General features: G+C 59.8%; 17 protein-coding genes. 10 read left to right on the top strand and 7 right to left on the bottom strand.

Translation table 11 applies throughout. The features are described from left to right. The first annotated feature begins 105 nt into the window (after nucleotides 1-105). Nucleotides 106-2,757, top strand: coding sequence for a sensor histidine kinase KdpD (locus HNQ83_RS29810; RefSeq protein WP_175392422.1), 2,652 nt, complete (start codon nucleotides 106-108; stop codon nucleotides 2,755-2,757). A gap of 48 nt (nucleotides 2,758-2,805) precedes the next feature. Beyond that, nucleotides 2,806-3,504, top strand: a complete 699-nt coding sequence (locus tag HNQ83_RS29805) for a response regulator (protein ID WP_175392421.1) — start codon at nucleotides 2,806-2,808, stop codon at nucleotides 3,502-3,504. 144 nt (nucleotides 3,505-3,648) lie between these two features. Here the strand turns inward: HNQ83_RS29805 and HNQ83_RS29800 are convergent, their stop codons facing one another. Then, nucleotides 3,649-4,689, bottom strand: coding sequence for a patatin-like phospholipase family protein (locus HNQ83_RS29800; RefSeq protein ID WP_175392420.1), 1,041 nt, complete (start codon nucleotides 4,687-4,689; stop codon nucleotides 3,649-3,651). A gap of 220 nt (nucleotides 4,690-4,909) precedes the next feature. On the opposite strand from HNQ83_RS29800, the gene HNQ83_RS29795 reads away from it, so the two are divergent. The 3 genes from HNQ83_RS29795 (at nucleotide 4,910) to HNQ83_RS29785 (ending at nucleotide 7,106) form a co-directional block, all read left to right on the top strand. Continuing rightward, complete coding sequence (locus tag HNQ83_RS29795) at nucleotides 4,910-5,188, top strand: hypothetical protein (RefSeq protein WP_175392419.1); 279 nt, start codon at nucleotides 4,910-4,912, stop codon at nucleotides 5,186-5,188. Between the two features lie 128 nt (nucleotides 5,189-5,316). Then, nucleotides 5,317-6,075: a CHAD domain-containing protein gene (locus HNQ83_RS29790; protein WP_175392418.1), complete on the top strand. Its 759-nt coding sequence runs from the start codon at nucleotides 5,317-5,319 to the stop codon at nucleotides 6,073-6,075. Nucleotides 6,076-6,308: 233 nt separating this feature from the next. Continuing rightward, a complete protein-coding gene (locus HNQ83_RS29785; RefSeq protein ID WP_175392417.1) occupies nucleotides 6,309-7,106 on the top strand; it encodes an acyl-CoA thioesterase II in 798 nt (265 codons plus the stop codon). A gap of 15 nt (nucleotides 7,107-7,121) precedes the next feature. Here the strand turns inward: HNQ83_RS29785 and HNQ83_RS29780 are convergent, their stop codons facing one another. From HNQ83_RS29780 to HNQ83_RS29770, 3 genes are all read right to left on the bottom strand, one after another. Further along, nucleotides 7,122-7,487 carry an Mpo1-like protein gene (locus HNQ83_RS29780; protein ID WP_175392416.1) on the bottom strand — a complete coding sequence of 122 codons (366 nt, stop codon included), beginning with the start codon at nucleotides 7,485-7,487 and terminating at the stop codon, nucleotides 7,122-7,124. 202 nt (nucleotides 7,488-7,689) lie between these two features. Further along, complete coding sequence (locus HNQ83_RS29775; protein WP_175392415.1) at nucleotides 7,690-9,171, bottom strand: methyl-accepting chemotaxis protein; 1,482 nt, start codon at nucleotides 9,169-9,171, stop codon at nucleotides 7,690-7,692. A 207-nt stretch (nucleotides 9,172-9,378) separates the two neighbouring features. Then, on the bottom strand, nucleotides 9,379-10,188 hold the full coding sequence (locus HNQ83_RS29770; protein ID WP_175392414.1) for a TatD family hydrolase: 810 nt from the start codon (nucleotides 10,186-10,188) through the stop codon (nucleotides 9,379-9,381). A gap of 248 nt (nucleotides 10,189-10,436) precedes the next feature. Between HNQ83_RS29770 and HNQ83_RS29765 the strand changes: the two genes are divergently transcribed. From HNQ83_RS29765 to HNQ83_RS29745, 5 genes are all read left to right on the top strand, one after another. Then, on the top strand, nucleotides 10,437-11,858 hold the full coding sequence (locus HNQ83_RS29765; RefSeq protein WP_175392413.1) for a transglycosylase SLT domain-containing protein: 1,422 nt from the start codon (nucleotides 10,437-10,439) through the stop codon (nucleotides 11,856-11,858). Nucleotides 11,859-11,961: 103 nt separating this feature from the next. Continuing rightward, the gene (locus HNQ83_RS29760) at nucleotides 11,962-12,396 is read left to right on the top strand and encodes a DoxX family protein (protein WP_175392412.1); all 435 of its coding nucleotides are present in this window, start codon (nucleotides 11,962-11,964) and stop codon (nucleotides 12,394-12,396) included. A 74-nt stretch (nucleotides 12,397-12,470) separates the two neighbouring features. Next, nucleotides 12,471-12,947 (top strand): glycine zipper domain-containing protein, encoded by a 477-nt coding sequence (locus HNQ83_RS29755; protein WP_175392411.1) that lies wholly within the window; start codon nucleotides 12,471-12,473, stop codon nucleotides 12,945-12,947. A 158-nt stretch (nucleotides 12,948-13,105) separates the two neighbouring features. Beyond that, on the top strand, nucleotides 13,106-13,318 hold the full coding sequence (locus HNQ83_RS29750) for a hypothetical protein (protein WP_175392410.1): 213 nt from the start codon (nucleotides 13,106-13,108) through the stop codon (nucleotides 13,316-13,318). Between the two features lie 99 nt (nucleotides 13,319-13,417). Then, nucleotides 13,418-13,744: a hypothetical protein gene (locus HNQ83_RS29745; protein WP_175392409.1), complete on the top strand. Its 327-nt coding sequence runs from the start codon at nucleotides 13,418-13,420 to the stop codon at nucleotides 13,742-13,744. Between the two features lie 156 nt (nucleotides 13,745-13,900). Here the strand turns inward: HNQ83_RS29745 and HNQ83_RS29740 are convergent, their stop codons facing one another. The 3 genes from HNQ83_RS29740 to HNQ83_RS31395 all read right to left on the bottom strand — a co-directional run. Continuing rightward, entirely contained in the window at nucleotides 13,901-14,122 is a 222-nt protein-coding gene (locus tag HNQ83_RS29740; RefSeq protein WP_372241942.1) for a hypothetical protein, read from the bottom strand. 143 nt (nucleotides 14,123-14,265) lie between these two features. Continuing rightward, nucleotides 14,266-14,649, bottom strand: a complete 384-nt coding sequence (locus tag HNQ83_RS29735; protein ID WP_175392408.1) for a hypothetical protein — start codon at nucleotides 14,647-14,649, stop codon at nucleotides 14,266-14,268. Then, a partial coding sequence (locus HNQ83_RS31395; protein WP_256669333.1) for an RHS repeat-associated core domain-containing protein occupies nucleotides 14,646-15,337 on the bottom strand: 692 nt, incomplete at its 5' end. The genes HNQ83_RS31395 and HNQ83_RS29735, both read right to left, overlap by 4 nt.

Below are 15,337 nucleotides of genomic sequence, written 5' to 3'. Positions count from 1 at the left end.
GGCTCGCTCCCACTGGAGAATGCATTCCAATGTGGGAGCGAGCCTGCTCGCGAAGGCGACAGAACAGTCAATACATCAACATCTGAAAAAAGAGATCCCCCGAACATGAGCGACTCCGGCCGAGCCGACGCGCTATTAGCCAACCTGCCTCGCGACGGTCGTGGCCGGCTCAAGGTTTTTCTCGGCGCCGCACCCGGCGTCGGCAAGACCTACGCCATGTTGCAAGCGGCCCACACCCAACTGCGCCAAGGCGTGAAGCTTATCGCCGGCGTGGTGGAAACCCATGGCCGCGCCGAAACCGAAGCATTGCTCGGCGGCCTGCCGCAGCAACCGCTGGTGCGCTCGGAATACCGCGGCGTGATGCTCGAAGAAATGGACCTCGACGGCTTGCTTGCCGCCAGGCCGAAGCTGGTGCTGGTGGATGAGCTTGCCCACACCAACGCACCTGGCAGTCGCCACGCCAAACGCTGGCAAGATATTCAGGAATTGCTCGCCGCGGGCATCGACGTGTTCACCACAGTCAACGTCCAGCATCTGGAAAGTCTAAACGATCAGGTGCGCGGCATCACGGGGGTACAGGTCCGCGAAACCTTGCCGGATTGGGTGCTGCAGGAAGCCTACGAGCTATTGCTGATCGACTTGCCTCCGCGCGAGTTGCTGGAGCGATTGCGCGACGGCAAGGTCTACGTGCCGGAGCAGGCGCGGGCGGCGATCGATGCGTTCTTCACCCAGACCAACCTCACCGCGCTACGGGAACTGGCGATGCAAACCGCGGCGGCCCAGGTCGATAACGATCTGGCCCAGGGTTATCGTCAACTTGGTCAGGCGGCACCCGCGGTGCGCGGTCGCTTGCTGGTCGGTGTCGATGGCGATGCCCAGGCCGAACGCCTGGTGCGTCACGCCAGTCGCGTCGCCCAGCGTCGGCATCTGCCGTGGAGCCTGGTGCATGTGGACAACGGCAGCGTGCGTGACGAGCAGTCGCGCCTGCGCCTGCAAAGTGCCCAGCAACTGGCCGAACGCCTGGGCGGCGAAGTGGTGGTGCTACGGGCCGGTGAAGTGGCGAAAACCCTGGTCCAGCATGCCGCCGAACGCCGCGCCACGCTGGTGCTGGTCGGTCAGTCCCGGCCGCGTCTGCGCCGGCGCCTGTTTGGTGGAGGCCTGGCGGCGCGTTTGTTGCGACAGGCGCGCGGGCTGGAAATCAGTGTCATCGACAGCGGTCACGAACAGGATCAGCCACTGCAACGTCCGGTGCATTCGCTGGTGTGGTTCGACTATGCGCTGGCACTGGTTGCGACTGTGTTGGCCAGTGCCCTGGCCTGGGCGGTGGCGAGTGTCCTGGCGCTACCGAATATCTCGCTGGTATTCCTCGCGGCCGTCCTGTTGGTAGCGGTGCGCAGCAGCCTCGGTCCGGCGCTGGTCTGTGCCGCGCTGTCGTTTCTCGCCTATGACTTTCTGTTCATCCCGCCCAATCTTTCCTTCCATATCCAGCGCGAAGAAGACGTGCTGACCTTGCTGTTTTTTCTGCTGATGGCGGCGCTCACTGGCAACCTCGCGGCGCGACAGCGGCGGCAATTGCAGGCCTTGCGCGACACCCAGGAGGAGACCACCGAACTGCTCGACCTGTCGCGCAAACTGACGGCCGCCACGGACCGTCAGGCCGTGATCAATGCTGCCGCTCAACATCTGGAAGGGTGGAGCGATATGCAGTTGTGCCTGCTCAATCGCGCCGGTGAAAGCGACTGGAAGGTTGAAACCGGCGGCCCATTGGAGTTTACCGAAGCCGAACGCGCGGCCGCCGATTGGGCCTGGCAACACGATCAGCCGGCAGGCGCGGGCACCGGCACCTTGCCGTTCGGGCGTTGGTGGTGGTGGCCGTTGTCGGTGGAGGACGGTCCACTGGCACTGCTGGGTGTCTGCGCAAAAGAAGGTCAGACCTTGAGCGGTCAGCGGCGGCGCTTGTTGACCGCGCTGAGCCAACCGCTGGCACAGGCACTGGCCCGTGCGCAATTGGCCGACGACCTGGAGGCCGCACGGCTGCATGGCGAAACCGAGCAATTGCGCAGCGCCTTGCTGGCCTCGGTGTCCCACGATTTACGTACACCCCTGACCTCCATGCGCGGCAGCATCGACAGCTTGTTGGCCCTCGGCGAAGCGATCCCGCTGGAGGATCGCCGTGAACTGCTCGAAGGCACCCGCGATGAAGCCGAACGTCTCGACCGCTATATTCAAAACCTGCTGGACATGACCCGACTCGGTCATGGCGCGTTGAAGCTGGCGCGGGACTGGGTGTCGCCGGCGGACATCGTCGGCAGTGCCCTCAATCGCTTGCGTGCGGTGCTGGCGCCGTTGCACGTCAGTACCGAAGTGCCGGCGGAACTGCCATTGCTGTTTGTCCACGCCGCGCTGATCGAGCAGGCGTTGGTCAACGTGATGGAAAACGCCGCGCGTTTCTCGCCGCCCCACGGGCGTTTGCAAGTGGGTGCCGGGGCTGACGATACCGAGCTGTTTTTCTCGGTGAGTGACGAAGGGCCGGGGATTCCGGAGGCGGAGCGGGAGAAGATTTTCGACATGTTCTACACCGCTGCTCGCGGCGATCGTGGCGGGCAGGGCACAGGGCTGGGGCTGGCGATCTGTCAGGGCATGGTCGGCGCCCATGGCGGGCGGATCAGTGTCGCCGACGGTATCGACGGACGCGGTACCTGCATCACCTTGCACCTGCCATTGCAAACTCAGCCGGGGTACGAAGGTGAAGCCTGATTGTGCTTGCGTTACTCTTTTGCCAATTTTCCTTGTTGATGTGAATCCATGAGCCAGACCGCGACCATTTTGGTCATCGACGATGAGCCGCAGATCCGCAAGTTCCTGCGCATCAGCCTTACCTCTCAAGGCTACAAAGTGCTGGAGGCGGGAACCGGCAACGAAGGGCTGGCGCAGGCCGCGCTGAACAAACCGGACCTGCTGGTGCTCGACCTCGGTCTGCCGGACATGGACGGCCAACAGGTACTGCATGAGTTTCGTGAGTGGTCGACGGCTCCGGTACTGGTGCTCTCGGTGCGTGCCGGTGAAGGGCAGAAGGTGGATGCACTGGACGGCGGCGCCAATGACTACGTGACCAAGCCCTTCGGTATCCAGGAGTTCTTGGCACGAATACGCGCGCTGTTGCGCCAGGCACCGACGGGCGAAGCCCGGCAAGTGGCGCTGACCTTCGGCCCGCTGACGGTGGACCTGGCGTATCGCCGGGTATTGCTCGACGGCAATGAGGTGGCGTTGACCCGCAAGGAATATGCCGTGCTGGCGCAACTGGCCCGGCATCCGGGACGGGTCATCACTCAGCAGCAACTGCTCAAGGACATCTGGGGCCCGACCCATACCGAAGACAGCCATTATCTGCGGATCGTGGTGGGGCATTTGCGGCAGAAACTGGCGGATGATCCGACGCGGCCGAGATTTATCGTGACCGAGGCGGGGGTGGGGTATCGGTTGTTGAGTGAGGGGGCGACTTAGTTTTCAAGTTGCATGATCCGGCCCCTTCGCGAGCAGGCTCGCTCCCACGTTGGATCTGGGCCAGGCACGAATTTTGTGAACACCGAAGGTCAACTGTGGGAGCGAGCCTGCTCGCGAAGGGACCGGTTCATTCACTCGAGAACTTCAGGAGTCCCGCTCGTTCTCATACCGATCCAGCGTATCCCGCGCAATCTCCCGCCCCAGCGCGATCAACTCCGGGGCTTTGTAGAACTCGAAAAACCGGCATACCCGCTTCGGCACGTTGATCAGGATGTCCGGCGGATACCCGGCAATCTTGTACTGCGCCAACGAGGTCTGCATCACCTCGAAACTCTGGTTGATCAGATCCAGCAAGGACGCCGGTCCCACGTTGTCGATGATGAACGACCCGGTGGCGGACTTCGGCGCGCCGTCGCGTTCCGGGGCGGCAGCCGGTTGCTGGGCTTCGGGTTCGGCGGATTCGACCCAGGGATTGATCTCGGCGGCCTCCGCCATCAAGGCTTCTTTTTCCAGCAGCAGCAATTGTTCAGCCTGTTTGCGCCGGAACGGCATCTTCGAACCGAGCGAGCTGATCAGGCTGTCGAATCGGGTCTTGAACGCGGCGGGTCGCTGGATCACCGGCATTTGATAGTGACGCTGGTTAGTGGAGTTGAGGTTGACCGCTATGATCAAATCGCAATGGCTCGATACCACCGGCACAATCGGCAACGGGTTGAGGATGCCGCCATCCACCAGCATGCGATTGCCTTGCATCACCGGCGTAAACAGGCTGGGAATCGCCGCCGAGGCGCGCATGGCCTGGTGCAGGCAACCTTCCTGGAACCAGATCTCCTGCTGGTTGGTCAGGTCGGTAGCCACGGCCGTATACGGAATACGCAGGTCTTCGATATTGATCTCGCCGACGATCTTGCGGATCTGCCCGAACACCTTTTCCCCGCGAATCGCCCCCAGGCGAAAACTGACATCCACCAGGCGCAGCACGTCGAGGTAATCCAGGCTTTCGATCCAGTTGCGATAATCATCCAGTTTGCCGGCCGCGTAGATTCCACCGACCACCGCCCCCATGGAGCAACCGGCGATGCAGGCAATGTCATAGCCACGCCGTTCGATCTCCTGGATGACGCCAATATGGGCATACCCCCGGGCTCCACCCGAGCCCAATACCAGTGCGACGCGCTTTTTCATGAATCGCCCTCGTTCGAATGATTCAACAATGCACCCATCGTGGGTCGCGCTTCAATCGTCAAGGTCGCTCAGTGCCGTGAGTGTGTCGTTTTATCATCATGTTATGGCGGCACTTGATTATTCTCGCCAGCGCTATAGCTTGCGCAGGCGATGGACGGCACTTTTGCTGCGCCAGACCGTCCTACCTGCAGGACTGTTTCTTATCTTTGAGGTGTGAGTGATGAAAGCCTGGATCTGTGTGCCTTTGATTGCCCTGGCACTTGCCGGTTGCGCCGGTAAAACCGCGTATCGCGACAGCTGCGGCAACGGGCTGGACGCGGCGTGGCGCGAACTGGACCTGGCCAAGGCTGAGGGCTTCGCCGGGACCGTCAGCTACTCCAAGGCCCTGTCGCTGTTGACCGCGGCCAAGACCCAGCAGCAATTCGAAGGATTCGAGGGCTGTGCCAAGAAAGCCGAGAAGGCACGCTTTTATATTCGTGAATCCCGCGCGGGGCGTTAAAAACACTGCTAATCCTGTAGGAGCCAGCTTGCTGGCGATTCGCACTCAATGATCACTGCGGTCTTGAGGACGCTATCGCCGGTCAGCCCGCACCTGCAGGGTTTGGTGTTGTTCAGGGAGTAAACCCCATGATTGACCGGTTGGTGGCCCATGTCCTGGGCCTGGAAGTTCGTCTGCTGGCCTGTCAGGCACGCTTGGGTGCCCGCACCGACCCGGAAGCCTTGCACGACCTTCGCACCACGGTGCGCAGGCTGCGCAGTTTGCTGCGGCCTTTGCGCGGCTTGCCGGGTGTCGAGCAACTGGAAACGGCGGCATCCGGCGTCGGCGGCCTGACTACGCCTTTGCGCGATCGCGAGGTGCTGGCGGCGTACCTGCTCCAGCATGAACAACCCGAAGCCGCGCAACGGCGCATGGCGCAGATGGCCGAGGCTTATCCGGCGGTGGCGAACAGCACGGAGCTTGCCCACTTGCTGATGATCCTCGACGCCTTTCCGCGCTTTTTGCGGGCGGCCCAGCGCCAGGGGTTGCTCAAGGGCCTGCGCAAGCGCATTGAAAAACGCTTGGGGAAACAATGGAAAAAACTCGACGAGGCCCTGCACGATCCCGCCCACGACCGTCACCGTTTGCGCCTGTTGATCAAGCGCGTGCGTTACGGCATCGAAGCCTATCCCGAGCTGGATCGGTTGCCGAAAGAGGCATTTCCCAGGCTCAAGGCGGCCCAGGGCGCTTTGGGTGACTGGCATGACTGCTTTCAATGGCTGGCCATGGCTGAGCGGGAAGCGGATTTGCAACCCTGTGTCGCGGTCTGGAAAACCACGATGGCCAAGGCCGAACAGCGCGCCGATCGCGTCCTCGACAAACTCGACAAGGCTCGTTTCAAATCCTGATATCGCTGTATTCCACCCTGTGGGAGCGAGCCTGCTCGCGAATGCAATCTGTCAGTGGAGTTATTGCTGGCTGACACACCGCATTCGCGAGCAGGCTCGCTCCCACAGTGTTTTGTATAGAGTTTGAGTACCGAACCGGCTCATCTGTCAGTCAATTTGGCCGGAATGGGCACTGTACAGCCTCCGCCCGCTGGTTAAGATCCCTTCATCCTTCTACTGCACTTGAGGTTTTCATGCGCTTTTCCGAACTGCTAGATGCCGTCCGCCGCCAGCCGCTGGAACTGTCCATTCCCGCCGGATGGGCGCAGGGTCGCGCCAGTTTCGGTGGTCTGGTGGCTGCCTTGCAGTACGAAGCCATGCGCGCGAAAGTGCCGGCGGATCGCCCGGTGCGTTCGCTGGCGATCACCTTCGTCGGCCCGGTCGAACCCGAAGTACCGGTCAGTTTTGAAGTGGATGTGCTGCGCGAGGGCAAGGCCGTCAGTCAGGTGCTTGGTCGGGCGATGCAGAAGGGGCAAGTGGTGACCTTGATCCAGGGCAGTTTCGGCGCCTCGCGTCCTTCGGAAGTGGCCGTGATGGCTGAACCGGTTCCCGAAATGAAGCACTGGGACGATTGTCAGGAATTGCCGTTTATCGAAGGCGTGATCCCTGAGTTCATGCGGCATCTGGCGATGCGCTGGAGTGTCGGCGGGTTGCCGTTCACCGGCAATACCTCGCGTCAAATGGGCGGCTGGGTACGGTTGCGCGGCGATGTGAAGGAAGAGGCGGTCAGCGAAGCGCACATTCTGGCGCTGGTGGATGCCTGGCCACCGGCCGTGATGCCGCACCTGAAAAAACCGGCCATGGGTAGCACGCTGACCTGGACCATCGAATTCGTCCAGCCATTGCTGGAGCTGAGTACCCTGGACTGGTGCAAATACCTGGTCGAAACCGAACACGCCGCCGATGGCTACGGCCACGCGGCGGCGAAGTTGTGGGACGTGGAAGGCCGATTGATTGCCATGAGCCGGCAGACGGTGACTGTCTTTGCCTGAACGACGGACGCCTGATCAATGACGACGGTGGCGCTCACGCCAGGCGCGCCACCAACCACCGCTAAGGAAAAACCGCGGAAAAGTCAGGAACTGCTCGACCAGCAGGCGCGACACGGCATCCTTGCGGTCACTGAAGGGCTCGGAGGCTTGCGCTTCCAAACGGTGACCGTGGCGTTGCAAACCCAGCGCAGCGATCACACCGACGATACCAATGGCGACGTTCGCCAGATTCAGGCCGAACACGCCGGAAACAATCAACAGAAATGCCACGATAAACAACGGCACGGCGATCAGGTGCAGTACCAGATTGGTCGGGTGCTGGTGATTGTTCGGGTAGGCACGCCATTGCCAGGCGGGAAGGTTGGGATGACGTTTGCCCATGATGCTGATCCTCGAATCCATGTTGAACACATGATTGAAGGATAGGCCCGGTCAATGCGGGCGGCGAATCAAGGATGGCTATTGGCGTGATAGGTGTGATGCTCGGAATTGATGTTGTTTGAGCTGATGTCTTCGCGAGCAGGCTCGCTCCCACTGTTGATCGCAATCCAATGTGGGAGCGAGCCTGCTCGCGAAGGGGCCCTCAAAGCTTGAGCTGCCCTATCGCCTTGTTCAATTCCCCGGCCAACGCCGCCAACTCATTACTGGTCGTCGCCGAACCGACGGTCTGCTGTACGGTGTTTTCGGTCACATCACGGATGCTCACCACCGCCCGGTTCATTTCCTCCGCGACCTGACTTTGTTGTTCGGCCGCCACCGCAATCTGCGTATTGCTTTCTCGCATCTGCGCCACCGCGCCGGTGATTTGCGCCAGCGCAGCGCCGGCTTCCTGTGCCTGTTGCACGCAATCGTCGGCCTTGTATGAGCTTTCCTGCATGAAGTCCACGGCGTCCCGGGTCCCGGCCTGCAACGCCGACACCATCACGGTAATTTCATCGGTGGAGGTCTGCACGCGCTTGGCCAGGTTGCGCACTTCATCGGCGACCACGGCAAAGCCACGACCCATTTCACCGGCCCGGGCGGCTTCAATCGCGGCGTTCAGTGCCAGCAGATTGGTCTGCTCGGCAATGCTGTGAATCACATTGACCACCCCGTTGATCTTCTGGCTGTCTTCGGCCAGACGCTGAATCATCTCGGCGGTCTGCTGCACCCCGGTGGATAACCCGGCAATCGAGCTCTGCACACGCATGACGACGGCCTGACCGCTGCCGGCCAGAGTGTCGGCCGATTGCGAAAGGTCGCGGGTGGCGCCGGCGTGCTGGGCGATGTGGTGGACGGTGGCCGTCATTTCATTGATCGCCGTGGCGGCCTGATCGGTTTCGCTCTGCTGGCCAAGCATGCCGTGGCGCACTTCATTCATGCTGGACGCCAGCCTCGCGGCACCGTCATCCAGTTGCCGCGCAGTACTGGCGACGGTATTGACCACCCGTTGGTAGCCCGCCTGCATGGCGTTAAAGGCATTGGCCATTTGCCCGACTTCGTCGCTACCGGCGAGCGGGACACGGGCGGTCAGGTCGCCGGTTTTCTCGACGTGGAGCATGACGTCTTTCAAGGTGTTGAGTTGGCTGAGCAGGAAGCGGATCAACAACTGCGAGGCCGCGAGCATCACCAGCATCAGGGCGAACACGGCCACTGCGTAGTGGGCGAAACGCTCGCCAAACAACTGGCTGAGGCTCGGTCCATGGGCGATCACTGCGGTCTGCTGGCCATCGGCACGGGTAAACACCTCGGCACCCAGCAACGGGTTGTCACCGAACAACGGCATGGGATTGATATCGACCCAGCCTTTTGCATTGGCCAGTTCGGGCAGTTGCTGGCCGTTGAGCGTCGGCGTCTGCCCGCGGCTGAAGGTCAGCAGATTTTCGGCCTTGGGCAACGGTTGACCGGCGGGCCAGGCACTGAGCAATCGCGCCTGGGCCTGGGCCGATGCCTGGGCGGCATGGTTGCGAGTCTGATGTTCCAGCTGCACGGCATACAGCACCAGCAGCAGGGTGGTGACGAAGGCGACGGCATTGACCGCCCAGAATTTGTATTTCAGCGAGATATTGCTAAGCCAGGCACCCATGGAGGTCTTCTCTGATAGCGGAAACAGTTTTGGCAAGGTGCCAGTATTGTGCCGCCAGTCAGCGTGCGGAGCGTTGATGTGGATCAACAGGCACCGCATTCCCATGGTGGGAGCGAGCCTGCTCGCGAATGCGGTCTGGCAGACACCTCAGTGCTGAATGTTCCAATGCTTTCGCGAGCAGGCTCGCTCCCACAGGGGGATAGGTGTTTAGTGGGGGATAATCGGCAACCCGTAAAAAGCCCGGGCGCATGCCGTGGTGTGCGCCGCCAGGTCTTCGTGAGTCTCCCCGCGATGCAACGCGACCTCCCGCAATACTTCCGTCAGGTAAGCCGGTTCGTTGCGTCCATTCTTCGGCTTGGGACGCAGGCTGCGCGGCAGCAGGTACGGTGCATCGCTTTCCAGCATCAGACGCCCGCGTTTGATTTCTTTTACCAGTGGATGCAGATGAGTGCCCCGGCGTTCATCACAGATCCAGCCGGTGATGCCGATGTGCAGGTCCATGTCCAGGTAACTGAACAGCGCCTTCTTTTCCCCGGTGAAGCAGTGCACCACCGCGGCCGGCAATTGATCGCGATAGTCGCGCAGGATTTCAATCAAACGCTGACTGGCATCGCGCTCGTGCAGGAACACCGGCCTCTGCAACTCGACCGCCAGTGCCAGGTGCTCTTCGAGGACTTTTTCCTGCTGTGGGCGCGGCGAGAAATCGCGGTTGAAATCGAGGCCGCATTCACCCACGGCCACCACGTTCGGCTCATTGAGCAGGCTGCGCAGGCGGCGGGCGCTGTCGGCGTTCCAGTCGCTGGCGGCGTGGGGGTGAATGCCTGCGGTAGCGAACAACCGTTGTCCGCTTTCATCCAGGTGGCGGCACAGCTCCAGCGCTTGCTCGCTGCCCTCGACATTGGTGCCGGTCAGCACCAATTGGCAGACCCCGGCGGCGTAGGCGCGGTCGAGAACGGCTTGGTGTTTGTCGGCAAAACTGGGGTTGGTCAGGTTGACGCCGATATCGATGAGTTGCATGGTGCTACCTCGGACCAAAGGCCGGAAAGCATATCAGAGCTGTAGATTTATAAGAAAAGCCAAGAACTACAACGAGTTATCGCTGTCTTCTGAGCCGCGACCTTTAGCCGCGTGACGGACAGGATGGCCAAGGTGCCACCACTGTGCCAGTCTTTCGCACTTTGCCAAGCGCTTCGGGCGCTCTGTTTCTTTCAATTGATTGCATGAAAATACTCATGTGGTCGACCCGACTTCTTTCCGGAGAGTGGATGATTCGTCCCTCGGTTTTGCTACTGCTGTGCTGTTCGCTGCTGCTGCCCCCGTCGGCGGTTGCGCGTCTGCCCGGGCCGCTGCAAGCCGTACCGGCGGCCAAGGTGCGCGACCTGACGGACATCCGCAGCAGTCGCGTGCTGCGGGTACTGGTCAACCAGAGCCGCAACAGCTCCGGCGAAGTCCAGGGTCAGGCCATCGGTGTCGAATACCACCGTTTGCGCGCCTTCGAGCAATACCTCAACGGTCACGCCCGTGACGGTCAGGAAATCACCCTCAAGATCATCCCCAGGGCCAAGGATCAACTGCTCGGCGCGTTGCAGCGCGGGGAGGGCGATCTGGTGGCGCCCGGGGAGTTGCTCGACCTGCGAGCGGGCTTTGCCGTCAGCACCAGTGAGCCGATCAGCAGCAACGTTCCGCTGGTGCTGGTGGGGATCAAGGGCGAACGCCGCTATACCCGCCTCGAACAATTGTCGGGTAAAACCCTCGCACTCCCCACCGGCAGCGCCGCCGGGGATGCCGTCAGCCAGATCAATCAAAAACTCGCCCTGCACAAACTGCCGCCGATCAACATCGAGTGGGTCGACCCCAGCTTGGCTGTCGAGGATGTGCTGGAGATGGTCCAGGGCGGAATCTATCACCTGACCATCGTCGAACAACCGATTGCCGAGCGCTGGGGCAAGATCCTGCCGAAACTGCGTTTCGACAAGCAGGTGCTGATCAGTGAGCCGGGCGAGGAGTATTGGTTCGTGCGCCGTGACGCTTCGATGCTGCGGGCCAGCGTCGATCGTTTTCTCTCGGGATATAAAAAGCCATCGGACCAGGACGCCGCCTTCCTGCGGATCTATCGGCGTCTTTATCAAGTGCACTATCCCTTGGCCAAGGCCGACCGCCAGCGTCTGGAAAAGCTGCGGCCCGTGCTGCAGAAACACGCCGATGCCCAAGGCATGGACTGGCTGAACCTGGCGGCGCTGGCGTTCAAGGAGTCTGGCCTGCAACCCAAGGCCCGCAGTGGCAGTGGGCCGACCGGTCTGATGCAGATCACACCGTCGGCGGCGCAGCGAGTCGGGGTCAGTAATATTCAGGATCTCGATGCCAATGTGCAGGCCGGGGCCAAGTACCTGGCGATGATCCGTCGCAAGTTCTTCGCCAGCCCCAAGCTCAACGAGCGCGAGCGCATGGCGTTTGTGCTGGCGGCCTACAACATCGGGCCGGAGCGGGTTCAGGGGATGCGTGCCGAGGCGCGGCGCCGGGGGTTGAATCCGAACCAGTGGTTTTTCCAGGTTGAGCGCATCGCCATGGAGCAGGTGGGAATGGGACCTGTCAGCTATGTTAATAGCGTGAACAAGTACTACTTGGCGTTCGATCGGGAGCGGGAGTCGTTGGAGCCCCAGGGGCAGAAGGTTGCCCTGCGTAAATGATCGAATAAACTGAAGTGTTATAGCGGTTTTTTGCGCTTTAACTATGATGTTTTCTGATTAATATGGCGACCAACCCACACACTCCCACGAAGGATGAAATAACATGAGCACACTGATCAACAAGGTTCTGTCTACCCGCGCTGGCTACGGCCTGACCGTTCTGCGAATTTTCGTCGGCATCATCTTCGCTGCCCACGGCTCGCAGAAACTCTTCGGCGCATTCGGCGGCTACGGTCTGGCGGGCACCGCGCAATACATGGAAAGCATCGGACTTGCACCGGGCTACCTGATGGCAACGCTGGCGGGCGGTACTGAGTTCTTCGCCGGTCTGGCCCTGATCATTGGCTTGCTGGCTCGTCCGGCGGCGCTAGGCTTGGCCTTCCTGTCTCTGGTGGCGATCTTCTCGGTGCACATCAGTAACGGTCTGTTCATGGCCAACAACGGCTATGAGTTCGCCTTAGCTCTGCTGGGTGGCAGCATCGCGGTGTTGATCGAAGGCGCTGGGAAATTGTCGGCCGACCGGGCTATCGCGGGTTGATTGATACCGCTCAGCGAACGTTTCTGTGTCTAGCCGCTCAAAGCTCTACACCCCTGAGATATTCGAGGCACGCTATGACAGCGAATTGCAAAGGCAAGGAAGTTAACGGCCACTGGGCTTCACGTCTGATGTTGCCTGCCCTGGTTTTCGGGCTGTTGCTCTCACCGCTGGCCATGGCGGCCGGCGATGGCACCGCAGCAGTGGGCGGTGGTCTCGGCGGAGCGTTGGGTAACGTCGTTGGCGGCCAACTGGGCGGCAGTACCGGTGCAGCCATCGGTGCCGGCGTGGGCGGTGCAGCCGGTAGCGCTGTCGGCGCCTCCAAGGGCAGCCGTACTGAAGCGGCGATCGGCGGCGGCCTGGGATCGGCGAGCGGTTCGGTGATCGGTAACAGCATCGGCGGCTCAACCGGTTCGACCATCGGCGCAGGTCTTGGTGGAGCGGCAGGTGGCGCCGTCGGTAACAACCTGGGCAGCGATAACGACAGCCATTCCGGTGGCGGCCACAAACACAAGCACAAGCACAAGCACAAGCACAAAAACAAACATCGCTGAATCGGCATTTCCCGACAGCAGAAACCCGGCCAAGCGCCGGGTTTTTCGTTTCTGTCGCAAAACGCGAGTTGACCGATTGTCTGCCCAATCGAACGCGCAGCATCGCTGCGACCTCGAAATTTCAGGGCCTGCCTTTAAGGCGCTTAGCGAGGTGCACCATGAACGCTGATCCGAAAGACACCGACCTTGACGATACCCCCGAGTATCCGCTGCCTTCACCTACCGATCCCTTGAGCCGCGATCAGCGTCCACCCGACGATGACGCGGGTGTCGAGCAGGTCCCCAATGAAGATGTCAGACGCACCGACGTCGAGGGGAACCCGGATGACCCGGACATTGCCGGCAAGGATGGCTCGGGTGAACCGAGCTGATTGCAGTACTTTGTTGAGTTGCCGCTCGTCGATTGAATGGCACACCTGAAAAGTGGCTGCTGCCAGAAACCAGATAGGCAACTTTAAAAGGAGTGCACCATGATCAAGTCAAAACTCACGGCCCTGATGGTGGCCGGTTTGTTGTCGCTCGGTTCATGGGGGGCATTTGCCGGCAACGATGCACCCATCGACAAGGGCGGTATGCCGCCGTCCACGGAAATGAACGCGGGCTCGGGGCCGGAGAATGCACTGCCGCCGGGCACGATTGGTGGTGGGAATGGGGGGGATGCGGATGGGAGTAGTACAAGCCCCAAGTCGGAGAGAGGGGCCGTGAGTGGTGGGAGTTTGAAGGGGAGCGGTGCTGAAAGATCGAAAGGTTCGGAGGGGAGAACGGATAATGCGGATTATGAGTCAGACAATTTGTAAGATGCGGGTTATCAAGGCCTAAGCCCGGCAGTACGCTGGGCTTTATTCTTTGCTACCTCAAGCGGACTATCTGAGGGCGTTGGTGTTTACAGACTCCTAGCATCCCATGCTAGTACGTTGGAGAGTGAAAAATTAGGGCTTCCTGGACTTCGCTTCTCAGCTGGGATTATTAAGATAATCAGCTAATTTCTGGGCAATGTGCCGTAACCAAGATTCGCCTGTTTCCCATTCATTCCAGTAGCAGTAGTAACAGCTCAGTTCTTTCAGTAAGTGCGTCCTTAACTCCAACTCCTCCCATCTCTTATCAAGCAGTTCGTTGAGCTCTTGTAGCACCACTGCTAAATCCTGAGTACTAGACTCGTTTAAAAAGGCATCAATTACTTGTTCGGAGTTCGCATGCTCAACAGTCCAATCTTGGTGAAAGTACGCCCCAAAAAATCATGTAGCTCGGGAAATTCTCTATTCATAGCTCTGGAAATCCTGTCAGTAAAAAATATCCCTCAGATCGTCGGGATCCTTAGTCATATACCGGTCGGAAACAAACTTATTTTCTCGACCTTTAATTCAGCAAACACTGGAGCATTTCCAGAAAATCCGATTATTTCAATTAAAATAATTGACTCGCCAATTTCAATTCCCGCAACCCCTTCCGCATCGACTGAAATGATATTTCCCGACAGTCTTATTGAGCCATCCACTAATCCAATCGAGCATATATTAATTGGTACAGGATTCGCGGTTACCCCCCAAGTAACGCTCTCCTCGGCTTCCAGTTCAACATCATAAACCCCACCTATCTGCGGTAGTAACCCCATCCAATTCGCAATTGCAAATCCGAACTCACTTGAAAAGCTCACAAAAGTTTCCGTGGCGACTTGAGCAACGCTCTCTATAGTTACTTTCATTCTTTTTTCTTCGCTAATGGAACACGTACAACGGTATTTTCAACGTTCATGACGTTCCCTTTCAACTCAAGTATCCACTTCTCTTCGTGATAATGATGTTTACTCGAGTTGCTACCCATTTCGTGAGCACCATAGCGAATACTTCTCATCCCGTCCGACGAAACCAGCCTGTCAGGATCCGGGATATTCGTCCTAGGGTGCTTGTTTGTATACGGACCTTCTCCTAAAAACTCTTCCCACTTATTGGTCGCATCCTGAGGTTTGATCGGTTTGTTCGCGTAAACCTCTTTGTGATATCCGGCTTTAGGCGTCTTAAGGTATACCTCTGGTATACGAGGCTCTCCTTCGATCACCGCCGAACTTTCCGTCGGCTCTCGCTCCAAAATCTCCGTTTTCTTACACCCAACTCCACCCGGACAATCGGCCAACCCCAACGGATCCACCCACCCCGTCGGATTGCGCGTGTACTGGTAGGCATGCAACCCACCCGCCAGCTTGATGGGATCCGGCGTCAGGTAACGCCCGCTGTCCGGCTGGTAGTAGCGATGTCGGTTGTAGTGCAAACCGCTTTCGCCATCGAAGTACTGGCCCTGGAAACGCAACGGCTGTTCCAGCTGTTCGCCGCCGCCGTGCCTCAGTTGGCTGAGTTTGCCGTAGGCGGTGTAGCGGGCCGACCAGACGATGTCGC

The organism is Pseudomonas sp. C2B4, from assembly GCF_013359695.1.
Lineage (GTDB): Bacteria > Pseudomonadota > Gammaproteobacteria > Pseudomonadales > Pseudomonadaceae > Aquipseudomonas.
The sequence above is the reverse complement of the archived record's forward strand: the minus strand, read 5'-3'. Positions and strand labels throughout refer to the sequence as shown.